This is a genomic window from Paraburkholderia sp. EG304, assembly GCF_046543485.1.
Taxonomy (GTDB): Bacteria; Pseudomonadota; Gammaproteobacteria; order Burkholderiales; family Burkholderiaceae; genus Paraburkholderia; species Paraburkholderia youngii.
Map to the genome: position 1 here is coordinate 1 of NZ_JBKGUA010000063.1, position 22,231 is coordinate 22,231.

General features: G+C 59.9%; 22 protein-coding genes and 3 pseudogenes. 9 read left to right on the forward strand and 16 right to left on the reverse strand.

The genetic code is table 11. The features are described 5' to 3' along the window. Positions 1–128: 128 nt before the first annotated feature. Both ACLFKU_RS37340 and ACLFKU_RS37345 read right to left on the reverse strand, forming a co-directional pair. Positions 129–590: pseudogene (locus ACLFKU_RS37340) on the reverse strand (MFS transporter); the annotation flags it as partial. A 61-nt stretch (positions 591–651) separates the two neighbouring features. After that, the gene (locus tag ACLFKU_RS37345) at positions 652–1,374 is read right to left on the reverse strand and encodes a GntR family transcriptional regulator (protein ID WP_008922347.1); all 723 of its coding nucleotides are present in this window, start codon (positions 1,372–1,374) and stop codon (positions 652–654) included. Positions 1,375–1,553: 179 nt separating this feature from the next. Here ACLFKU_RS37345 and ACLFKU_RS37350 point away from each other — a divergent pair, with 179 nt between their 5' ends. Next, entirely contained in the window at positions 1,554–2,846 is a 1,293-nt protein-coding gene (locus ACLFKU_RS37350; RefSeq protein ID WP_410842533.1) for an MFS transporter, read from the forward strand. 315 nt (positions 2,847–3,161) lie between these two features. Here the strand turns inward: ACLFKU_RS37350 and ACLFKU_RS37355 are convergent, their stop codons facing one another. The 3 genes from ACLFKU_RS37355 to ACLFKU_RS37365 form a co-directional block, all read right to left on the reverse strand. Beyond that, positions 3,162–3,572: a DUF4148 domain-containing protein gene (locus tag ACLFKU_RS37355; RefSeq protein WP_410852522.1), complete on the reverse strand. Its 411-nt coding sequence runs from the start codon at positions 3,570–3,572 to the stop codon at positions 3,162–3,164. Between the two features lie 21 nt (positions 3,573–3,593). Continuing rightward, entirely contained in the window at positions 3,594–3,800 is a 207-nt protein-coding gene (locus tag ACLFKU_RS37360; RefSeq protein WP_410852523.1) for a hypothetical protein, read from the reverse strand. Between the two features lie 1,382 nt (positions 3,801–5,182). Beyond that, positions 5,183–5,386: a hypothetical protein gene (locus ACLFKU_RS37365; protein WP_410842530.1), complete on the reverse strand. Its 204-nt coding sequence runs from the start codon at positions 5,384–5,386 to the stop codon at positions 5,183–5,185. Positions 5,387–5,463: 77 nt separating this feature from the next. Here ACLFKU_RS37365 and ACLFKU_RS37370 point away from each other — a divergent pair, with 77 nt between their 5' ends. After that, positions 5,464–6,258 (forward strand): SDR family NAD(P)-dependent oxidoreductase, encoded by a 795-nt coding sequence (locus ACLFKU_RS37370; protein ID WP_368585025.1) that lies wholly within the window; start codon positions 5,464–5,466, stop codon positions 6,256–6,258. A gap of 310 nt (positions 6,259–6,568) precedes the next feature. Here ACLFKU_RS37370 and ACLFKU_RS37375 read toward each other — a convergent pair whose 3' ends face one another. The 3 genes from ACLFKU_RS37375 to ACLFKU_RS37385 form a co-directional block, all read right to left on the reverse strand. After that, positions 6,569–8,971 carry a filamentous hemagglutinin N-terminal domain-containing protein gene (locus tag ACLFKU_RS37375; RefSeq protein WP_410852524.1) on the reverse strand — a complete coding sequence of 801 codons (2,403 nt, stop codon included), beginning with the start codon at positions 8,969–8,971 and terminating at the stop codon, positions 6,569–6,571. Between the two features lie 67 nt (positions 8,972–9,038). After that, entirely contained in the window at positions 9,039–9,332 is a 294-nt protein-coding gene (locus tag ACLFKU_RS37380) for a hypothetical protein (protein ID WP_368585023.1), read from the reverse strand. A 1-nt stretch (position 9,333) separates the two neighbouring features. Further along, a complete protein-coding gene (locus ACLFKU_RS37385; RefSeq protein ID WP_410852525.1) occupies positions 9,334–9,624 on the reverse strand; it encodes a hypothetical protein in 291 nt (96 codons plus the stop codon). A gap of 638 nt (positions 9,625–10,262) precedes the next feature. Here ACLFKU_RS37385 and ACLFKU_RS37390 point away from each other — a divergent pair. Continuing rightward, entirely contained in the window at positions 10,263–10,712 is a 450-nt protein-coding gene (locus ACLFKU_RS37390; protein WP_410852526.1) for a hypothetical protein, read from the forward strand. 371 nt (positions 10,713–11,083) lie between these two features. Here the strand turns inward: ACLFKU_RS37390 and ACLFKU_RS37395 are convergent, their stop codons facing one another. The 4 genes from ACLFKU_RS37395 to ACLFKU_RS37410 form a co-directional block, all read right to left on the reverse strand. Further along, complete coding sequence (locus tag ACLFKU_RS37395; protein WP_368585018.1) at positions 11,084–11,593, reverse strand: hypothetical protein; 510 nt, start codon at positions 11,591–11,593, stop codon at positions 11,084–11,086. 202 nt (positions 11,594–11,795) lie between these two features. Beyond that, on the reverse strand, positions 11,796–12,068 hold the full coding sequence (locus ACLFKU_RS37400; protein ID WP_410852527.1) for a hypothetical protein: 273 nt from the start codon (positions 12,066–12,068) through the stop codon (positions 11,796–11,798). Between the two features lie 871 nt (positions 12,069–12,939). After that, positions 12,940–14,385, reverse strand: coding sequence for an IS1182 family transposase (locus tag ACLFKU_RS37405; protein WP_410852540.1), 1,446 nt, complete (start codon positions 14,383–14,385; stop codon positions 12,940–12,942). A 551-nt stretch (positions 14,386–14,936) separates the two neighbouring features. Then, entirely contained in the window at positions 14,937–15,230 is a 294-nt protein-coding gene (locus ACLFKU_RS37410; protein WP_410852528.1) for a hypothetical protein, read from the reverse strand. Positions 15,231–15,823: 593 nt separating this feature from the next. On the opposite strand from ACLFKU_RS37410, the gene ACLFKU_RS37415 reads away from it, so the two are divergent. Together ACLFKU_RS37415 and ACLFKU_RS37420 are read left to right on the forward strand one after the other, a co-directional pair. Next, positions 15,824–16,972, forward strand: a complete 1,149-nt coding sequence (locus ACLFKU_RS37415) for a prolyl oligopeptidase family serine peptidase (protein WP_410852529.1) — start codon at positions 15,824–15,826, stop codon at positions 16,970–16,972. A gap of 32 nt (positions 16,973–17,004) precedes the next feature. Continuing rightward, positions 17,005–17,295 carry a hypothetical protein gene (locus ACLFKU_RS37420; protein WP_410852530.1) on the forward strand — a complete coding sequence of 97 codons (291 nt, stop codon included), beginning with the start codon at positions 17,005–17,007 and terminating at the stop codon, positions 17,293–17,295. A gap of 79 nt (positions 17,296–17,374) precedes the next feature. Here the strand turns inward: ACLFKU_RS37420 and ACLFKU_RS37425 are convergent. From ACLFKU_RS37425 to ACLFKU_RS37435, 3 genes and pseudogenes are all read right to left on the reverse strand, one after another. Next, a pseudogene (locus ACLFKU_RS37425) lies at positions 17,375–17,437 on the reverse strand (30S ribosomal protein S21); the annotation flags it as partial. A 177-nt stretch (positions 17,438–17,614) separates the two neighbouring features. Further along, complete coding sequence (locus tag ACLFKU_RS37430; protein WP_410852541.1) at positions 17,615–17,839, reverse strand: hypothetical protein; 225 nt, start codon at positions 17,837–17,839, stop codon at positions 17,615–17,617. Positions 17,840–18,114: 275 nt separating this feature from the next. Then, positions 18,115–18,318, reverse strand: coding sequence for a cold-shock protein (locus ACLFKU_RS37435; RefSeq protein ID WP_176106399.1), 204 nt, complete (start codon positions 18,316–18,318; stop codon positions 18,115–18,117). Positions 18,319–18,692: 374 nt separating this feature from the next. On the opposite strand from ACLFKU_RS37435, the pseudogene ACLFKU_RS37440 reads away from it, so the two are divergent. From ACLFKU_RS37440 to ACLFKU_RS37455, 4 genes and pseudogenes are all read left to right on the forward strand, one after another. Then, positions 18,693–18,881 (forward strand): annotated as a pseudogene (locus ACLFKU_RS37440) (hypothetical protein); the annotation flags it as partial. A 346-nt stretch (positions 18,882–19,227) separates the two neighbouring features. Continuing rightward, the gene (locus ACLFKU_RS37445) at positions 19,228–19,644 is read left to right on the forward strand and encodes a CopG family transcriptional regulator (RefSeq protein WP_018435971.1); all 417 of its coding nucleotides are present in this window, start codon (positions 19,228–19,230) and stop codon (positions 19,642–19,644) included. Between the two features lie 33 nt (positions 19,645–19,677). After that, entirely contained in the window at positions 19,678–20,781 is a 1,104-nt protein-coding gene (locus ACLFKU_RS37450; RefSeq protein ID WP_410852531.1) for an alpha/beta hydrolase family esterase, read from the forward strand. Then, complete coding sequence (locus ACLFKU_RS37455) at positions 20,778–20,933, forward strand: hypothetical protein (protein WP_410852532.1); 156 nt, start codon at positions 20,778–20,780, stop codon at positions 20,931–20,933. Before ACLFKU_RS37450 ends, ACLFKU_RS37455 begins: the two co-directional genes overlap by 4 nt. Positions 20,934–21,375: 442 nt before the next feature. On the opposite strand, the gene ACLFKU_RS37460 is transcribed toward ACLFKU_RS37455, so the two are convergent. After that, positions 21,376–22,119, reverse strand: a complete 744-nt coding sequence (locus ACLFKU_RS37460) for a hypothetical protein (RefSeq protein ID WP_410852533.1) — start codon at positions 22,117–22,119, stop codon at positions 21,376–21,378. Positions 22,120–22,231: the final 112 nt, after the last annotated feature.

Sequence of the window (22,231 nt, forward strand, 5' to 3'; positions counted from 1 at the left end):
GTAATATTCTGATCTCTTGGAGCCAAGTCTCCAAGAGATCAGAATGGCCTGAATTGACGTCTGTCTGCATATGCTGCAGCAATCCAGAAAATGTATCAGGCGGCAAATTGGCTTTGCGAGCAATGTCCCGCTGCACCCCAGCCGACCGCCCATGCGCTCTGCACGCTGCCCATCGCCTTGCCGCGATGCTCACTGCGGATGGTCTCGGCCATCAGCACGGCGCCCGCCGCCCATTCTCCGCCGAAGCCGAACCCCTGCAGTGTCTTCAGCACGAGGAACTGTGGATAGTTCTGCGCGAACGCGCACAGGAACGTGAACACGGAAAAACACGCGACGGTCCATTGCAGCGTCTTTACGCGCCCCAGCCGGTCCGACATCATGCCCGCGATCCAGCCACCCAGCGCCGACGCCACCAGCGTGACGCCGCTGACGAGCCCCGCTTGCGTGCGGCTGATCGACCACTCGGCGATGATCGCCGGAATCACGAGGCTGAACATCTGCACATCGAGCGAATCAAGCGCCCATCCGCCGAAGCACGCCCAGAACGTCCGACGTTCATTCCCTGAAATCTGGCTGAACCACTTGAACATTGCTGTCTCCCAGGTCGTCGTTCCTGGGTGGGAACAACTTGTTTGTGACGGCGCGCGATCGCTAGCGGATCTCGGCCTGATAGATGAATTCGCTGGCAGGCCCGCGTGAGCGGCGCCATTCGAGCGGCTGTCTGTCGTAGCCGTATGCAAGACGCTCGATGACGACGGCGGGCGTGCCCGGCTCGATGCGTAACAGCCGTGCATGCAACGGGCCAATGGCTTCGACTGTCAGAGTTTCCGTGGCAGACGCCACGACCTGATTGCATTGCGCCTCGTACACGGGGTACAGCAGGTCACCGACTTCATTCAGGTCCATCTGCGCAAACGCCGCAAACCGGACATAGGGCAGCCAGATTTCTTCAGCGAGCATCGGCACGCCGTCGATCAGCCGCAGGCGAGTCATCTGGATCACACGCGCGCTACTCGAAATCTGCAAGATCGCGGCGACAGCCGACGGCGCATCGACGACCTCGCGTCGCAAGATGCGGCTCTCCGGAATGCGTCGTTCGCCTTGCCGTGTCTGGAAACGGAAGAAACGAAACAGGGAGCTGTCGAAGCTCGCGCGGCGCACGAACGTCCCTCTGCCCTGAAAGCGTTCCAGCAGGCCTTCCGCGACGAGCAGATCGACAGCCTTACGGACCGTCCCGACCGCCACGTCGTAGCTTTTGGCGAGCGCCTGCTCGGTAGGGATCGCTTCACCCGGCCGCCAATGGCGAGCCGCGATCAGAGCGACCATTTCGTCGCGCAAACGCTGGTAACGGGGCAACCGGTCATCGGCAGGCATCGTAGTCTCCGTTCAATTCATCTATATGATTTCATGAACAAGGCTAACCGCAGATCAGTGATAACCCTAAATGTGCCATGAAATCTAGCCAAAGCGGGTTTCTACTCATTGTCGAGAAAACGGATTCGCCTAAACATATATATGAATCCTTTGAACGGAGATTGATTGTGAGCCAAACCATGATTGCCGAGCAGGCTGTCGTGAAAAAGGTCGCCTGGCGGCTCATGCCGCTGTTGATCGTGATGTTCCTGATCGCCTTTATCGACCGGCAGAACGTCGGCTTTGCCAAGCTGCAGATGGTGCATGCACTGGGAATGTCGGAGGCGTCATATGGTCTGGGCGCGTCGCTCTTCTTTATCGGCTACCTGCTGTTCGAGGTGCCGAGCACGCTTGCGCTGCATCGTTTCGGCGCTCGCCTTTGGCTCGCACGCATCATGGCAACCTGGGGCGCCATTACCGTGGCGATGGCATTCACACATTCAACGGGACTCTTCTATGTGTTCCGGTTCGCACTGGGTGTCGCCGAAGCGGGCTTCTATCCGGGCGTCATCTTCTATTTGACGCTCTGGTTTCCGCAGAGTCATCGCACACGCATGCTCGGCTTCTTCACGCTCGGCAGCGCGCTCGCCAACATGCTCGGCTCACTCGCGGGCGGCTTGCTGTTGTCGCTGGACGGCAACCTGGGTCTCGCCGGCTGGCAATGGGTGTTCGTGGCAACCGGGATACCTGCTGTCCTCGTCGCACTCGTTGCGTTGCGCTTTCTGCCCGAGTCCGTCGAACGCGCCCCGTTCCTGTCGAACGAAGAAAAAGCCCTGATGATCGCGGCGCTGCGGCGCGAGGCGCCGGCGCAAGCGACCGCCGGGCATCCGTGGCGGGCGCTCGTCGACAAACGCGTGCTGATGTTCGCGTGCGGCTACATGCTGATGTCCACCTCGCTCTACGGCGTGACGTACTGGTTGCCCACGCTGCTGAAAAGCGGCGGCGTCTCCCATTCGTCGCTCAATGGTCTGCTCAACATGATTCCGTGGATGCTCTCCGCGCTGCTTCTGCTGTGGCTGCCCGCGAAGCTGAAACGCGAGGGTGTGGTGCTCCGCTCGATGGCGTTGGTTGCGGGCGTCGGCGTGATCGGCTTCGCGCTAAGTCTCGTGCTGCCGGGCCTGCCGCTGCAATTTGCCGCGCTCGTGCTGGGCGGCGCATGCATTCCCCTGCTTTATCCATGCTTCTGGTCGCTGCCCCCGCGATACTTCACGGGCGCCCGCGCTGCAGCCAGCATCGCGGCGATCAATTCGATTGGCAATCTCGGAGGCTTCTTCGCGCAGAACCTGATGCCTTACATAGGAAAGGTCGCGGGCAACGCAAGCGCTCCGATGCTCGTGCCCGTCGTCTGCCTGGCGTTGCTTGGCCTGGGCATGTCCATCGCGTCGGCGCGAACCAAAGCGGGCGAGCGCGTGCGGATAGCGGCGCGGCAGTAACCACCTTGCGACGCTCGTGCTGGATGGTGGCATGGCGTGCGTCGCTCATAGCGTCGACGGTGGGGTCAGCAACACGAGAAAAAATCCGCATAAACGCCGACATGTTGTCGGGATGATCCCAACCGCGACGGTCTGGTGCCGAGTGCGAAGCCGACGCTTGAATGGCGATCTGCGCGTCGGAGGCTGTCCGCTTTTTGCGGACCGTTCAGGGTCGAATCGAGCTGGTCGCTGTCGGACTCCGTGAAGCCATGACGCGCCGACGATCCAGGCACGTTACCCGGATCGTCGGCGCGGTGTCGGGCGGCCCGTCAGCGGTCAATTACCGAAGAAAAGGTTGCAATAACTTGCGGGACCAACGCACGAAGATGGCGAGGGCTTCGACACCTGCGGGACGCTACCGGAAGCTGAGGTGCCAACGGTCGTTCCGCCAACGTCATTGCTGCCCTCCTGCTGGCTTGCCTGTGCAGCGGCGTTGGTCGTCGCGACGCCAATGTCACTGTTGGCCGGCTGCTGGCTGTCCTGTGCAGCGATCTTCGCTTCGGCGGCCTGAATGTCCGCGGGATACCGGGCATCGAGCGCGTTGGCCGGGTTATAGCCATTCTGCTCGAGCCGCAGAATCTCCGCCTTGACCTGCGCGCGCGTGACCGGCTGCTCCGATTGCGCGAAAGACACGCCCGGCGCAGCGATCGCGGCCGCAAGTGCAACTGCCTGGATAAGCGACTTCATGATGCACCTCCTCATAGTTGTCTATCGGGCACCGCGGCGATACGGGTGCACATAGACGATGTCCAGAAAATCAAGAACGTCCGTTGTCACGAAAGGCCCCGGCTCGGCGTTAATGACGAACATCGGCTCTGGCGGCCAGGCGTGTGCCGGACCGATGTAATTCGCCAGACCGACTCCCAGCAGCACCGCGACGAATGTGACCGCACCGACCGGTTTGAACTTGCGCATACGACCTCCTCACGAAAGCACGATCACCGCTCTCAGCCGCAGCGTGCTTCGGAAAGACCGGATCGGCGCGCCAGCCTTCTTCGAGTGCCGCCTCGGGCCCATCAACCTCCTCGATACATGGGATCGATGGAGTCGCCGCCGGGAACGCGTTTGCCGGACTGCGACGGGGTTGGCACGCCGCCGTTGACGCCGCCATTCTTCTTGTGAACCACGCTGGCGTGGTGCAATGGCATCGATTGACCGCTTTGCGCTTCTGTCGCTCCGCTGCCGGAGCGGCAAGGTACGTACGCCCCTGCGAAAGCAGGCGCGGTCAGCGATGCTGAGCATGCGACCAAAAGGTAAGCGACAGTTTTCGCAACTGCGTGGTTAGGCGACTTCATGATGACCCCCTCATAGTGGTCTAGCCGGCACTGCGGCAATCCGGGTGCCCCTACGCGATAGACGACAGACGATGCCAAAAAATTTAACAACCTGTGCCACGAGGACAGGCCCCGGCGCGGCGTTACGGACGAAAAACCGGACAGGTCGGGGCCAGTATGATTTCCGAGCCTCGCTGCCGCTGTATCACTTTGGTAATAGGCGGCAATGGAGAGACTGGCGCGGTGGTGAGCGAGTGTCTCGCAACAGCTCTCATGAAAACCTGTCGGACGCCGCTGCCACCCTACACGAGCCTTAGCAACTCGGCCCGTCAGCTGCTTTGCGGTACGAAATACGCTGTCGGGCGGTCCGGAAGTTCCACCATCGGCCCTGATGTCGGCGATGCATCCATAGTCACTCGGCGCACGCCCCAAGGCGCTCGCTGAAGGACCCGCGATTGCCGGTGTGAAAGGCTATCCCGCGAGCACCGTTCTGCCGTCGCGATTATCGTCGTGCTCCAGGCCCGGGAGAGCGGATCGTGTTTCGCAATATGTGGTCACGTATGCGATGCCCACGGCTGGGTTGATCGGGAAGTCGTTCAACTGTCGGCCACCGGTGATGATGCACGCGCAAACCTGACGGTACGGCGGGCAGTTGCACCCGGGAAGCAGTCATTGAACTTGCGCCTGTCCGAAAGGCAGCTGTAGGCCGGGCTGCATAAGAAACCTTGCATGGCGCACCGCCGGTTTCGTCGTCGCACAGCATGTTCGCATGTGATTCGTCCGTCGAGTTGTACTTCCCCCAAACCGCGATCTTCCCGTTTCCTGATTTGGGCGTAAAATCCAAGCCGCCGCCTGGTGCCGACCCGGTGCCTGGAACCAGAAGTTCTACTGGCTAATGAAGCGCGACGAATACGCCGAAAAGCAGTCGCGTCAGCCCAACGCATTGGTGCAAGGCAGGCGATGGGTATGCCAACGTGAAGCTCAAGAACCCTGGATGTGCGACCTCGACGACCAAGTCCAGCGTCACCAGGCCATTGCGGCCACGTCCCGGAACTGGTCAAGCGTGGCCCACTTCCCGTTCGGCAGCGCCTCCGAAGTGTCGCCCAGATCATCGGCAGCAGAAAAGAACGCCGCCGTGCCATCGAGCGCGACGTCGCACGGCGGTGCATCGAAGACCACGTGATTGATCTGCTTAACATCGAGGCGTTCTGTCAGTACCTCGTGCACGGCGTGATCCTGCTCGCGGTGCTGCTCGATCGATTAAAAAAATCGCGGTGTACGCGATTCATCAATACGGAAAGTGAATGGCAACTTCTATCGAAAAATCTTCTGGACAAGCACGTTACGCGAGCTATCCCAGCCTGGTCGACCGGGTTGTGCTCATCACGGGCGGCGCGAGTGGCATTGGCGCTTCGTTCGTTGAGCACTTCGTTGCGCAAGGCGCACGTGTGGGCTTTCTCGACATCGACATGAACGCGGGAACAGCTCTTGCCAAATCGCTCGGTGACGCGCGCCATAAACCGCTCTTCGTCGCTTGCGACGTCACCGACATTCCCGCGTTGCACGCGGCCATCGACGAGGTGCGGGCCGCATTCGGACCGATCGAGGTGCTCGTGAACAACGCGGCGAACGATCGCCGCCACGCGCTCGCCGACGTTACGCCCGAGTCGTTCGATGCAGGCGTTGCAGTCAATGTGCGGCATCAGTTGTTCGCAGCGCAGGCCGTGGTCGAGGATATGAAGGCCGCACGCGCGGGGTCGATCATTAATCTCGGCTCGCATTGCTGGATGCTCAAGAGCAGCCAGTTCCCGGTTTACGCAATGAGCAAGGCGGCCGTACAGGGCCTGACGCGCGGGCTCGCCAAGGACCTCGGCGCGTATGGGATCCGCGTGAACACGCTCGTGCCGGGCTGGGTGTTGACCGAGAAACAGCGCAACCTGTGGCTCACCGACGAAGGCCGCGAAGAGATACGGCGCGGCCAGTGTATCGACGAGGAAATGGAGCCCGGCGATCTCGCGCGCATGGCGCTCTTCCTCGCGGCCGACGACAGCCGCATGATCACGGCGGAGGATGTCATGGTGACGGGTGGCTGGTCTTAAGGCCGATTCTCGCCTGACGGTTTCGCCCATTCTCATCTGACTTCGATCCCGTGAACGGTGGTCGGCGACATTCACAAACAGGTGCCGGATCAACGTCGGCTTTTGGAAAATTGAATCGGTCTTCCCGACCCAATTCAGCCAGTGGTCCGGGTGCGACCTGGGCGGCTCGTTTCCAAGCACAGCGGACATTCGTGAGGCGAAAACGTTGGCGTGTTCGAGCTTTTTTGGACGCGTGCCTTGGCAACTTCGTGGGCGAGATCGTCCCGCGTCGAAAGCTCGTTAACAGCCCTACTGACTGACTGCGCGTGTGTCATTGCGCCAGTTGCCAGCGCAGCACCGGATGCGTCGCGCCGGCAGGCATCGCCCACACGCCGGGCGCACTGAAGTCATACCCCACGAACGAGGCGGCCGTGCTCATCTGAGCCGTGGTCAACCCGTTTGCTGCGGGGATCTGTTCGCCGTACTTGACGCCGATCGTAGCAGCCGTGGTGTCGACGTCCCAATACACATCGTTCGAGATCGTGCCTGTATTAGTCCGCGCGATGCCGATGGGTTCGTAGAGCGGCTGCGTCACGAGGCCGGTTGCGAATGACTGGGTGATCGTTCCTTCGTTCGTGACGACGAGTCCGGCGCCGCCGCACGGCGTACCGGATGCGCCTCGGCAATAGCCCTGAAGCGTTGTCGAGCCGGTTGCATAAGACTGGTTGATCGTGCCGCTGTTATCACCGACAAGGCCGCCGCCGCCTTGATTGATATAGCTCAGCGATACGATGGGCCCCGTAGCAAACGACTGATTGATCAGGCCCGTATTCGCGCCCACCAGACCGCCGAGCACATTACCCGCGGTCACAGCGGCGCTGCTCGAAGAACGCAGGATCGATCCCGTGTTGATGCCCACAAGCCCACCCGCTGTCGAATAGTCGGGCGAAGAAGCCGCCTCGGGTCCGCTGCTGATCACCGTGCCGGACGTGTTCACTCCGACTACGCTGCCGTTGTTCATGCCTGCCAGGATGCCAATGGGCCCGACGAATCCGATAGCAACGCTCTCCGTGCCAGAAATATTTACGTTGCGCACGACACCCTGGGCGCCGATTTCTCCGAACATGCCGCCCAACGGCGCAAGCGTAAGCGAGCTGATCGAATCGCCTTGTCCGTCAAATTGACCAGTGAAAGGCGTATTGGCGTTGCCAATTGGAAAGAAGGGGCTGTTGCTCGTCGCGCTCGCATCGATGTTCCTGCCGAGCGCGTAGTTACCGGTGAGATCGTTGGCGACGTTCGCCAGATCGGTCAGCGAGTTCACCAGCCTGTACGCGGTGAGCTGCGTAACAAGGCCGCTGAATGCGACGGGCGTCCATGCCGGGTTGCTCTGTTGGGTACCGGCAACGTAGGTGCCGTTCATGTCGTAGAAAGCGCTCAGCGCACCGGTACTCTTCGACCAGTCGAGCGTGCCGTTGTTCACGACGCCGCCGCCGTTGTTGATGCCGGTTGCGTCGGCGCGCAAGCTCAGATTGCCCGCGCCATTGTTCGCGATCGTCGCGTTGCTCCCGACCGACACGTTGCGGTAAGCGTCGAGCGTCAGCGAAGCGGGGCCGCGCCAGTTCAGGTTCGATGCGATGTCGATGTCGCCCGTCGCGTTCATCGCGCCTGTCGTGGTCACACCGACAGAGGTGCCCGCATTCAGGCTGCGGCGCAGTGCGCGTGCAGCGGATTTGTCGATCGTGAACGCGGGCGTCGAGAGATTCCATTCGCCCGCGTGGACGGAGGCCCTGGCGCCGAACGCCAGTTGCGCCGCGTCAGTGTCGACCGTGCCGCCGCTGGCGTCCGCGTTGGTGGCCGCGATCACGCCCGACTGCTCCACACGGCCGCTGTCAGCGACGAGCCAAACATGGCCGTCGCGATTCGCTGTGCCCGTCGCGCGGATCCGCGTGCCAGCGCCGGCGAGCGCATATACATTGCCGTCGGCGGCCTGCAGGCTGATCTGCGCGGCGACGACGCGCCCTCTGTTGACGACCGTCCCCTGGCTGCCCGTCTGCACGAACACCTGTTTGCTGCTGGTCGAGTCCTGCAACAGCACCTGTTCGCCGGCGGCCAGTTCGACCGTGCCGTTCGGCGCTTTGAGCGTGCCCATATTGACGACCGCGCCTCGCGCGATCAGGAAGACATCGGCGCCGCTGGAACTGATTTTGCCGAGGTTGATCACGCGCGCATTTGAATCGCCCGACAGCGTGAGTGGGTCGCCTTTCATGAAAGCACAGTTGCAGACATCTAGCGTCGACGCGACGAACCGTCCACCCGTTGTGACGACGCCCGACGGGCCAACGACGATGCCCTGCGGATTGACCAGATACACACTGCCCGTTGCGCTGAGTCTACCGAGGATCGTCGACGGCGAGCCGCCCGTGACCCGGTTCAAGGTCGCGCCCGAGCCATTGTCGAAGCTCACGCGGTTCTGGGCTCCGACAGAGAAGCTGCCCCAGTCGATTACGCCGCGAGTCGAACCCGGCTGTGTGACCAGCAGCGCGTTACCCTGACTTGAGATGGCGCCGGCCCCGGCGACGTACTGGCCGCCTTGCGGAAGAACACCCGCGGCAAGCGCAGCATGGGTAAACGGCGGTCCGGTGAGCGTGATACCGACAGCTAGCCAGATGCGCCTGCTCAACGGCCAACGATGCGGTGCGCGTCGCATGGGCCGAGGTAAGTTGGGACGTGACATACATTTCCCCTCTCCGCGTGGGGGCGGAATGGGCCACCAACGACCCGCGGGGCCGACCGGAGCCGCGCTAGTCGCTGTGTCTGAAGAATAGCTGCTGGCGTCGCGGATGGATGCCGATATCTCTACGTTTTGCGCCTTTTCCGCCTTCTTTGCGATCGTGGCCGTTGTGGTTCGGCGGCTCTCCCGTTGCGTGCACAAGCGTGACGGGCCTTCGTCTGTTCAAGCCCGGCGCGAAAATGGCAGACCCACGCGCGCAGGATGCCTGTTCGACCAGTTTCATCACGTCGGCGACCGAGCGCTTCTCCGAAACAACGACTGGCAGGACCTCGTCCTGATTCTCTTTCGAGAGTGCCGCCAGCAATTTAGCGTCGAGCGATGTTGATTTTCCGCTCGCTCAGCGCGTCGAGCACCGCCTTCGAACAGTTCAGCAGCGCAACGCAGCTGTCCAGTGTCGAGCGTGACCATCCGAGGAGCTTGGCAGTCACGTCGCGGTCGCCGCCGTGCAGTTCGAGCAGCAACTCGGCTGTATCGACGGCTTCTTCGGCAGGAGACAGTTTGTCGCGCTGGATGTTTTCGGTGAGCGCAATACGGCGCGCTTCGACGTCGTCGACGTCCTTTACGACAATGGGACGCCGCGAATGGAAGCGTTGCATCTCAGTCGCCAAGAACGGGCTTGGGAAAAGATTGAGCGGGCGTATCAGCTCTTCAGCGATGACAGTGAAGCGCCCAGGCGCTTTCCGTCGGTGAAGAAAGGGAACGGCGCGAGCGGCTGCTGTTTGACATACTTCTCGCGCCCTGGAGGATGAGGATTCTTACGGTGCGCGAGCACCTTCGGTGAGTTCATGCTTCGGCGGGTGGCCCGACTGCGAGATCCCTCCACAGGTAACTACGGCGTGTCACGCCGCTACAAACATTGAGCGCACCGAGGTGATTGGCGTTCGCTGCGAGGCCGCACTCAACGCAGGCAAACAACGCTTGAGTCTTGCGACTCTCGGCCGACTGGTGGCCGCCACACGGACTAGGTAAACGGCGACGAAGAAGCCGCCGCGCCACGTCTTCTTGTATTCCAACCGACGACGAAACTCGCCCCGGCCTTGGTCAGGCAGGGACCTGCTGCCATGTACCGTCGCCATGGTCATTCATTTCGGCATAATTTCGGCGTTTATTCGGCGTACCTTCGTGCGACCCGATTCCCCCGCCCCTATGCTGATTTGACGAATAGCTGCCACTGAAACGGCTCCGCTAACGGAGCCGGCGCCCCCTTCAGCTCGGCAGCGCGGAGGTGCTCAACATGAAAATGCCTCAGATCAAACCCGGAGCGTTTGCCTTCGTGGTGTTCATCGCGCTTGAAGCGGCATGCCGCGTAGGCTTGGCTGCGTCGTCTACGGAGCGTGTCGCCGCAGCTGCGGATGAATCGGTGACGGCGAACCTGGACTTCCGTGGCACCCGACCAATGGACGTCGACGGACGGCTACTTACGCTCACGCTACGAAGCCCGTCGGGCGGTACGTCGCGTCTCACGTACGTTAGCGAGGACGGTTGGTCGCTTGAAGATCAAGCCGCGCCATTGAAGCAGGGCGAAGCGCGAATCGCTTCCGCATCGACGCAGGGAAAACAGGAGGTGTCAGGATCCGAACGGCCATTAACCGTTTTCATTGATGGTCCAACGGGCTTCACGTACGTCTGGCTGGCCGATCAGGGATGGAAGTTCGTCGGCCGATTGTCCGATCGGAACCGATGATCGCCGGTGCAGCCTTCAACGCACCGCGAGACTCGTGGGGCGATGATGAATCTTTCAAGCTCGGTATGTCCTACAACGACTGGACCACCCGCAGATGTTTGCAGCGTCGATAATGCCCCGCGAACTCAACCCGATCTGGCTGACGGGGAAAATGCCTGATACAACGCGTGACCCCAGACAGACGCACCTCCAGCTTAACCCACCTCCGATGTGTGCAAATTGCACGAAGGCTAGCGCAATCTTTCGCATGCTCGAGCTTTCTCTGGGGCCCAAAGAAGCCGGTCACAGGCATGCTGACTGAGACAAACTTCTCGCGAGCCGGGCGTGCGAATACACGCGATCCGGAAGTTGATAAATTGCGAGGGCGAGATTCACGGAATGCGATAGTGGCCAGTTTTCTTGCCGATGTAGTTATAGCTGCCTTTGTCGGCGGGCAGGAACGCGACCAGTTCCCAATCCAACTGTCCTTCTAGTCCCTTGTACTTCCCGGTGCCCGACGCGAGGGTTCCTTTGCCGGCCGCTCTAGGGCCCGGCTTGATGATGGATTCGACAAACTTATCTCCGTCCTTGTCCGTGTAAATGCAGTAGCCATTCGATGCGCCCTTGGAATAGCCGACGGTGATGCATTTGGCTGAAACGCTCTGGAACAGGGGCACGGAAGGATTGCTTGGGACGAGAATGGTGTCCTCGAAAAACATGACGGCGTCGTCGCCCTCCATGGGCATGCTCTTCGTGACCGAGCCAACGCCGTAGTATGTGGCTTCGAAGCTGCCTTGTTTCGGTATGCCCTGAGCGCTCACGAGCGTCGGGACGCACATGCCGCAGACGATGGCATTGGCTACGATGGTCTGAGAAAAGTTGAAAGTCGTTTTTACATTCATGATGTCACCCTCTCAATGAAAGCCGGCTACCCCGCGAGAGAGCCGTGGGAAAGTTCGCTCCAGCTCTACTGGAATAGCCTATCCCGGTATCCGCGGCACCCGGCCGGCGCGCATCCAATTTGGGATTCCTATGCCGGCGGTCGATAGGCCGGATCCGCAGCCTCGAAAAACGGATTGGCGTCTACGGCCCGCGCGGCCAGCATCATTTGGCGCCTTCGTACAGGCCCCGGATGCGCTTAGCTTCGCCATTGCGTTCCGAGTCAAGGAGCTCGCGATAGACCTGATCGCGGGTTTTGCCGATGGGAGCACCCGTTGCGGTCTGCGGCGCGGGAGATCCGCCGACTGCCTGCAGCGCGTTCTGGTCGACGGGCTGTGGCGGATCGATCGGGTTTTGGGTTTGCGCGTGAGCGGCCGCGCCGACGAATGCGAAGGCGACGGCCGCGGCGACGGTCGCCGCGATTCTGGTCTGTTTCATTTCACTTCTCCGGGATAGCGGATCCGTATGGCGGCCGCGGCTCGGCTGCCCGGCCCACCGGTCGGGGCGCGTGTTGCCGATCCGTCATACGTGAACGGTTTCTATTGCGCCATAGAGACCACTGGGGCTGGTTAGCCCGGTGCGCAAAGGAGGGCGCACATTTAATACCGCAAATCACCTTCCTATGAATCAGGACATTCTGGGCGTCCGGCACTCCCATTTAGGAGGGATGTGATAGGAGGCGGCCATGACGCTCGGGAGCGTACGCTGGGCTGGCACACAGATCGTCGATATCGACAATCGAACAGTTGTGAAGCCCGTTGCAACGAATCGCGCCTGATAGCGGAATACGCGACTTCGTTGGCAACACCAGCATAGGTAGGGCGGCATCGGATTGCACGACGGTGTGCCGAATAAATGCCGAAAATTCTCCGAAAGATTTGACCACTGCGGCGTCAGGAGCTGTTGCTGGATCCTGGCAGCACGACGAGTTGCGTCGCCTGAAGGTGCGCAACATTCATGCGCGCGGGGCTACATCTGCGTGTGGACGGTCGGGTGGACAAGACATGCTATTTGCCGCTTCGCCCGGATCGAACGGCCGTTCGCAGGCGCGCAGCCGTCGCCTGAACGTCTGAACATCAGTAACGGCGAATTGCGCTTCGTGCCCGATCACCGCCCGACGCTGATGTCGCTTCTCGACCGAGGCTGTGTGGAAACGCGAAATGCAGGTTTGAGGTGCGACGAATCTGCTGCAGCGAGCGTAGAGTCGCATTTCGCTCTCTCAATCAATCAGTCGAGTGGCGAGCGATGGGCGGCCGCGTTGCCTTAATGCTAGCGGCTTCTAGGTCTATGATTGCGATCTCGGTGTGCATCACGCACCCACCAGCCGCATTGCCTTCATCGTTCGCGAGAATCCCAATATTGATATCACGCGCTTGAGGTTGTAAGCCAGCACATGCAGGCTCATCTCTGTGCTTACGTTGCGCAGTCTGCGAGTCAGGAAGTGCGTGTAACCCATCCAGTGCTTGAACGTTCCGAAGACGTGTTCAACGGTTCGCCTTCGCACCGTCATTGCATCCGGCATCCTGTCCAGTCTCTGCTGGGCAGCTTCCAGCACAGACTCATGTTCCCATCGCGTGATTCGTCGATAATCACTCGGGGTGCATTGTGATTTGATTTCGCAACGAGGACAGGCACTGCTCCAGTAACGATGCAATTGCATGCCATGTTCTTCACGGGCGAAGCGGTGGATCGCACGCTGTCCAGCCGGACAAAGATATTCGTCATCCCGGGCAATATAGATGAAGTCTGCTCTGTCGAATCGGCCATGGGCTTTGGCGCCTGATGTCAGGTTCTTCGGCAGAATGGCGGCAATACCTGCATCCGAACAGGCTTTTATCTGTTGGCCGCTGTAGTACCCACGGTCGGCGATGGCCTTCAATCTTTTCCCGCCCATGGAATCACGAGCAGCTTGCGCCATCGGACTGAGTTGTGCCCGGTCGTGGCCAGAGTTCGTTACCTCGTGGGCGACTATGAGATGGTGTTTGGCCTCCACGGCCACCTGCACGTTGTAGCCCACCATGCCCGAACCTCTGCCGCTCGTCGCCATGGAGCGCGCATCGGGATCAGTCAGCGAGAGCTGACCATCCGGTTGCGCCTTGAGTTCTTCCCTGATCTGCTCAAGGCGATGCATTTGATCGCGCAATTGCCCAATTTTCTCCTGCAGCCGGGTTGTCCTCGCTTCGAGCTCGGGCGGTTGCGTCCGGTCAGCGGTTTCCAATGCACTCAGGTAACGCTGGATGCTCTCCTCAATCTGCTGCTGCCGCTTGTCGATCTTGCCCGTCGTGAAGTTACGGTCGCGAGTGTTCGATGCCTTGAACTTACTTCCATCAATGGCAACGAGTGCCTGTGAGAAGAGCTTCAGATCACGGCACAGAACGACGAACCGGCGGCAGACGTTGCGAATACCAGTGCCGTTGTCCCGTCGAAAGTCGGCTATCGTCTTGAAGTCTGGTATCAAGCGGCCAGTGAGCCACATCAGTTCAACATTGCGCTGACATTCGCGCTCCAGGCGGCGGCTCGATTGAATCCGGTTAAGATAGCCGTAGATGTATATCTTCAGCAGCACTGCCGGGTGATAGGAAGGGCGACCTGTCGTTGATGGCGTGACACCATCGAAGCCCATCGATTCCAGTTCCAACTCTTCAACGAACGCCTCGATGATCCTCACCGGGTTATCCTCGGCAACGAAGTCATCCAGGCATTCGGGCAATAGCGTTACCTGCTTGCGGTCTTCGCCTTCTATGAATCGCTTCATCCGGTCACCCATGCTGAATGAGTCAATTCAGTTTAGGTGATCAATGCGTTTTCACACAGCCTCGACCCGGAGCGGTCGGCCAATGCGTCCGATAGCGGACATTGGATTTGGAGTTTGTTCATCGCTCCCGGTCTATTTCGATAGTCGCAAAAGATCACGCCACTTCAGCCATGCAATGAATCGGCCTGCCAATCCACCGAAAGTAAAGCTAATGAAACAAATGAGAGGTGCGTTTAGATCCCAGTCAGAAAATAGCGTTTTTAGCAAAACGACTGCGAGTACCAAGGCGGAAATGGCGCCCGCGAGTCCATAAATATATGAATCAACCCTCCTAGCCCCTTTTATGTACGCAGCCGAGTGGCCTGTAGCTTCGTAGATAAGTGTCGTCCCACATTGGAAACACTTTACGCTAGTAGCGAGGTTTTGAGAGTTGCAAGCCGGACACAGCATTTAGTTTCCCCTTATTTTGATTTCGCCTTGTCACGCAATTGTCGGCGATGCAGGCTCCCGCGTCGACCGCCCGTTCCTGGCCGCTCTGACGCATGGTTGGATCAGTTCGTTACCAACAGGAGTTTCGCCAGCGAGCAGACGCGTAGTACGAGCACCGCTCGTGCAAGAACCATCCAGATACGACGCTCGACGTTCGGTGCGCACAACCAGGCCGCTCGTATCCACGCAAAGAACGCCAGCAGATAAAAGATGAGTGCCCCGAAATACAGCGGAGTCGGAACATTTGGTGTCAGAAGCACAGCTAGCAGGGGGATCAGCAGCAGGTTGAGTGGCACGCCGATCAGCCACCACACTTTCCACAAGGGTTCTTCTCCCCTCCAAGCTCGTTTAAACATTTTTGATTTTTCCGTTTCACTGCTGCCTTTTATCGTGACTCGTATCCGCGATTGAGGATGGTACCGCGGGCGGCGCCGGTTGAGTCACAACAGAAGAGAGAGCCGCCCCCGAGAATCTTGGAGGCTGATTGGTTTAGGTTGATAACGGCACGCTAGTGCAGAGCTTGAGTCGGACCGTCCGGGATTATCAGCAATCTCGGAATCAACGTCGAACGTCCGAAATTGGGCCGACTGCGGCCCCATGCGATGGCAGTGACCGCCACCCGCGCGACTAAAGCCGAATGGCATGCTTGCCGAAGATGTCCATCAACGCCCGGGCGTTTCGCTGTCCTCGGCGTAGCAGCTTAAATCCACCTCGACAAATGAAACCGGTTGCGTTAATGGAGCGTGCGGTTAGAACCGACGTTCCAAGATTGCCGTGCTGCGGGAGCGATTTTTGCTGCGCTGGATCTCGTCGGGCGCATCGTACGCGGCAAACATGCGTGCTTTGTCGATCACTAGTGTTAGCGAGCATTTGGCGGAAGGCGAAACCGCGCCCAGTTCGACAGTCGGAGTGATGCACTTGTGTAAGTTGCCCCGCCGAGGAGACGACAATGACAACGAAGGCTTTGGGCCGGCGGTTAGCGCCGGCGTTTGCACTAGCGATCGGCCTTGCCGGGTGTGGCGGCAGTGGCGATTCGGCCGGAACATCGGCGCAGGAGAAGGCGGTAGCCGGCTCCGCGGCTCTAACCTCGGACAGTGCGTCGGCCCCTTCCGCAATCGTCAAGCTGCAGCGCTACAAAATTGATCCGGCGAAAGTCTTCGTTGCAGGTATCTCCTCAGGCGGTTTCGCGGCAGTGCAGATGCACGTTGCCCACTCGTCTACTTTCAAAGGAGCCGCTGTGTACGCTGGCGGGGTGTATTGGTGTGCAGGCGCCGGAGGAGCCGCTACAGCTTTGGCAAACTGTGGCGGCGAGACTCTTCCGACGAATGAGGCGTCGTATAACAGCACGCTGGTGCCATCCGAAGCGTACCTTGACGCGCAATCGTCCCTCGGGACCATCGACCCGGCGACGAATCTGCGTGGACAGCCGGTCTATCTGTGGTCCGGCACGCTGGACGAGGTCGTCAATCCACGTGAGATGGCCGACCTGAACTCGGAATACGCACATTACGGAGCGAATGTTCATTTTGACAATACATTTCCCGCCGAGCACGGCTGGGAATCGCCTGACGGCGAACTTGCGTGCGGCACTCTCGGGAGTCCCTGCATGGTGCGCTGTTCGGCCAATGGCGAAGTCTACGATTCAGTCAAGACGTGGTTGACGATGTTCCTCGGCCCATTGAAACCGCGCGAAAACGGAGCGCTGAAGGGTACGCTGTCTTCATTCGATCAAACGGAGTTCGGGGCGTCCGAAAACGTTTCGATGAGTTCGACAGGCAGCGTTTTTGTTCCGCAAGCCTGCGCGAAGGGTGAAACGTGTGGATTCGTGCTCGCTCTGCACGGCTGTCTGCAGGAGGCATCACTGATCGGCAACCGCTGGGTCACCGAGGCCGGCATCAACGAATGGGCCGACACGAACAAGCTTGTGGTCGTGTATCCCGACACGTTCGCGTCGTCTGCGCCGGGGCCGACCAACCCGAACGCATGCTTCGACTGGTGGGGCTACTCCAATCAATACGACCCGAACTACGCGCTCAAGAGCGGCTTGCAGATGTCCGTGCTCTACGGGATGGTGCAACGCGTGACGGGCCGACCGTAGGGTCGTCCTGGTACGGCCCGACCCGGGCGCCGATGGCCGCCGACAACACTATCAACGGAGCGGATTTCGGTTTATTTCAGTCCACCGTCAGCTGGACCGTTTTCACTGGTGAAAGTCTGGGTGGCCTAAAACCACGAGAGCCGCGCATCACCACGCTCGCTGGCGATCAATTACACACGCCCTTCCTGGCCGAATCCGGGCCGACGGCGAATGCACCAAACCGACCCGAAGCCGTCTATCGATCGCAGAAAATCGCGTGGCCGGTATGCGAACCCAACCGGCCAATCGGCCAGGATCAGAAGGAAGCCCCATACGGAGGTTAGCGGGATGCCCGGCGCCTTAGCATGCCTGCCCGGAAAATTCCAGGCAATACCGCTTTTTTGGCGGCAACGACCGTTTGCTCTACTTGCGCAGTCGTGCCACTGCCGCAGCCTTTTTGCGCTTGCGTTCGGTGGTAGGTTTTTTCACGGGCCGAGCCCCGCCATCTTCCAGGCCACTATCGGCGGCCCAGAAGGACGGTGGGCCGATAGCCGCGCGTGCCGACGACGTGCCGCTCTAAAACCTGCGCGATGTTCGAGCGCCTTTGGTTGCACCGCCCTGGCGCTTCGAATGCGCTGGATGTTTCGAACTGTGGAGTCGCCCTTAACCGCGGGTGTCGACCCAATTGCGTGCCCATTGGCTGGAGTACTGCAACGCCTGCTCTTCACTCGTGAAGTAGTCGAGTGAATAGAACCAGTAGCGGCATTCGGCTCGGACGTTATCGAGGCGTTCGAGCAACAGGTTGGATGAGAAGTTACCGTCGGGCAAACGATGCGCCGAGGATTGGACGGCATAGCCGTTGTATTGTTGAACTTGTTTGTTTTGCATTTTAATTTTAATGATATTGGAGTGCGCACGTACCGTGCGAAAGGACACGGGTGCGTTGACCCAAAGCCACTCGAGCCGATTCATCAAGCAGTCGAAAGGCGAAAGATGGCGTTGAGGCCTGAGGAGAGAATGAGGCGCAACAAGACGTATGGCGCTCGCTAAGCTGCCGAATCAGCAGATGCAGCTAACGGCGATCACGCTAACTTTGGGAGACAAAAACTCCGCGAGGGTGTCGCTGCAACCCGGCGTTCGTCGAATGCCGGGTCCTTCAAACTTTACAGCGGCTTGATGTTAGCCGCTTGCGGACCCTTGGGGCCTTGCTTCGTTTCGAAGCTCACCTTCTGATTTTCAGCCAGCGTCTTGAAGCCGTCGGCCCGGATCTCGGAGAAATGAGCGAACAGGTCGTCGCCGCCCTTGTCCGGGGTAATGAAGCCAAAGCCTTTGCTGTCGTTAAACCATTTAACGGTACCGGTTTCCATGAAGAATCCTTGAGAAAAAATGAATACTTGCTCTGTCAAAGAGCGCTTGAAGCTTCAAGGAGGGAGAGGACAACGAATACCGCTGAGGAGCGAGCAATTGATGAACAGCAATCGAACTTCTTGAACTTCGAACGGCACAGTACCCGCCAGGCGGGTCAGAGTCAACACTTATCTTGTAACCATTTCAGCAGGCGGGCCGCGCTGCTGACGAAGCGATGCGACATCTGGCTGTTTCCAAAGGGGCAGCCGACGCTGGAATGACTTGGCTATGTGACCAGGTGATGAACGCTTCATCGCCGATTTTTACCGGGATGACCAGGCTGAATCACTACAATGCCTCGACGAACTCCCTTCGACAGCATGAAATGAGAAATATGCTGACTTCCTGGAGCGGCGACGCCATCCGCAGTCGACGCGTAAGTGACATCGTTTTATGGACCACGCTCGATGTACCGTCACCCCCTGCGCCCGTCGTGGCAGATTGGCAAAGAGAGATATCGACGCGACTCGCTCTGGAACCTGGGGATGTCGAGGCAATGCCTTTGGCGCGCAAGCACTCAAGGTGATCTTCGACATCGACCGCCCGTCGTCGCAGCGATTAGAGGAGGAGCAAGTCTGGATGAACGGCGCACCAGCCGCCGTGTGCCCGAAATCCGGTTGCTGGCACCGCGCTGGCTGATTATCGGCGTAAGGCCTTGGGACCGTGGCACTGGAACACGAAGTACACGACTCGCAATCCATCTCGTCCTCGCGTCGCCTCGACGCACACCGACATCGCCTGTTACCTCCCTGCCCGCGTCTTTCTGCCGATAGACCGCACACGGGCCAATCGCAGCGATTAGCCGTTGACGCCCTCTTGAAATCATCCTATAACCATCCACATGGATGATGAGTGGAGGGTTTCTGCATATGGCAAAAGAAGTGCCGGATCGCTCACGAGGTAGCGAGACCGAAAAAATTACGATCAATCTTGGTCCAGTCGATCTGGGGCAAATCGATTTGCTCGTCGAAGAGGGCTTTTACTCGAACCGCACGGATCTGATCCGTACGGCCATCCGCAATCAGCTGTCGATTCATGCTCCTGCCGTCAAGGAAACCGTAACGCGCCGTGAGCTTGTACTGGGTCTCCAGCATTTCTCGAAACAAGACCTCGAGGCAGCGTGCGCGGCCAGTCAGCGACTCAGAATTCAGGTGCTGGGACTGGCGAGCATTGCCACGGACGTCTCACCCGACCTTGCGCTGGCAGCGATCGAATCGATTCTGGTTCGAGGCGCGCTCCATGCCTCACCGGCGGTCAAGGCCGCGCTAGCGGATCGGATCCGCTGACATCCCTGACTCCTCCCCGCTATCGGAACAAACATGAAACTTAACGAAGGCTTTCTGGACTCGATGAAAGAGGCGTTCGCACTCTTTCGCAGCAACGACCCTGCTGCGGCCGCGGAGATTGTCAAGCGCGCCATGCGCGGCGAGCCGACGGACGTGGCAACCGTGCATGCTGACCCGCATGACAAACCGACGACAACGCGCTTCGCCGACCGCCTGCAACCCCGGCATCGCGCCCATACGACGCAAACCGAACCGGACGTGCAGGATTGCGGGCACTTCAGCATGCGGCTCTACGTCAACGCCGCGGGCCAGCGTAATTACAAGATCTACGTCCCCAGTCAATACGGCAGTGATTCCCTGCCCCTCATCGTCATGCTGCACGGTTGCACGCAGGACGCTGACGATTTCGCAGCCGGCACGCGGATGAACGCCCTTGCCGAAACGCACGGTTTTATCGTCGCTTATCCGACCCAGCCGCAACGCGCAAATACCTCGAAATGCTGGAACTGGTTTAGGCCTGCCGATCAGCTGCGCGACCACGGCGAGCCGTCGCTGATCGCGGGCATCACGCGCGAAGTCATGGCGAATTACGACGTCGATCCGAAACGCGTCTTCGTTGCTGGTCTTTCGGCCGGCGGCGCGATGGCGGCGATCGTCGCGCAAGCCTATCCCGATCTGTACGCAGCTGCGGGCGTTCATTCGGGCCTACCCGTCGGATGCGCGCACGACTTGCCGTCCGCGCTCGCGGCGATGCGCGGCGGCAAAGCCCGGTCCAAAGCGCGGAAACCTGGCGGAGCGGACATTCACGACACGCAGGCGTCTCAATGCCCGCTCATCGTTTTTCACGGCGACGCGGATGCGACCGTGCATCCTGCCAACGCCGACGGATTGGTACACGGATTCTTCTCAAGTGATCCGATAGCCGCTCGCCCGTCGGGCGCTAATGGGCAGGCGCGCAAGCATACGGTCCGGCACATGACGTCACGAGCCGGGGTACATGCGGAACTATGGATCATCCACGGCGCGCCTCATGCGTGGGCCGGAGGCTCTTCAAGCGGGAGCTATACCGATCCATCCGGCCCCGACGCCAGTGCGGAGATGGTGCGATTTTTTCTCGAGCATCCTCGTCGTCAGTGAGCGTCCAGCGCGCCGCGCTGCTGTATCCGGTGCAAGGAGGGCGCGCAACGGAGGCGCCGGTTGCCATTCTCCTTTCCCGAACGCGCCTGCCAACCAATCTTGCGATCATTGCCGTCGAACTGGCAATCGGTCTGGCGCTCCTTGTCGGTTGAGCGAAGGGGCTTATTCGCGGTGTTGAAGGCGTGTCGCGGGTGCTCGGTGTGTCTGCCCTCCTGTTGTCACCCATCATCATGCGAAGAAGGCACAAACGGAGCAGTCACTTCGTGCGACGAACCAGCGGTTGTGTTGATCGATCGGAAGGCCGGTTACGGGGCGGAGCCGACGCACGAATGTCCGATCGAAAACGCAGGTGAACGGCGGTTCGTGGCCGATTGTGTTGAAAAAGTCGCTGCGTGGCTTTTTCAATTCTCTCGCAGGAAAATCGACCTCTCAGATCGGCCTACAAACCGCTCGCGAACTTTGGTCAATGGTAAGGTTCAGCCATGAAACGTCATTCAACATCTACATGAAGATCGTTGACATCCCTCATGTTTATATCGCCACATGATCCGTTGACTAATGCGCCACCTGCGAGAGTGGTGTTCGGTTGCGTGCCTACTGGGACGGAGGAAGACACTCGTGCAACGGCGGCGCACTTCCGTTGAGGCGCAGAGCAAGGAATCTGGCCGTTCCGGTCGGGGCGCCGACCTTGACCGTCGAACCGGTTCTGTTGTTAGCGACCTGGCTCTTGCAGAAGCGGAAGTACGAATTGTCGCAAGGATATGGGCCGGCGATCTGGAAGCCGACGGGGGAGCCCGGGGTCACACTGATCGGACATGCGCAGATGATGTCCGCGCGGTCGAGCGGCTCGTTGAACCCGGGGAACGAGGTGCCCTTGCTGCTGGTGAAGCACATGCCGCCGTCGCATTGCGCGTAGCCGCCGTCGGACCCCGCTGGACAGTTATAGAGCGCCTGATCGCCCTGCGGCGCGACAACAGACTCCGGCACGCTGAACGTGCTCACCATGTACCCATTGTCGGCGCCATTGGCGTTTATCGAGCAGACGTCCTCGCCATCGACCCGAAGGGGCAAGCTGATGCTGTCGCCTTTTTTGACGTCGCATTGGCAATAGGCCACCTGGTTCACCATCGTGCAACTCGCGGTCGCGCAGAGTGCATACGTCTGTCCCTTGCAGATCTTGAAGAATCCCGGGGAAGCCGCGCCGGCAGGCATCCCGGGCGGAGGCATGCTCGCGGAGGGCGCAGGCGCGACCGCGTTCCCCCCGCAGCCGGTCAGTGTGTCGAGCACCCCGCCCAACATCATCGCTACGACGAGAAAGTTCACGAGCTTGGGTGCCATGATCCCCTCCTGCTATCCGAAGCGGCGGTACGGACAAGTATGGCCTGTGATACGCATCGCGTCGGACATTGTGTCTGCACCGCGCGCGCCAGATCCTGGCGTCAGGACCAAG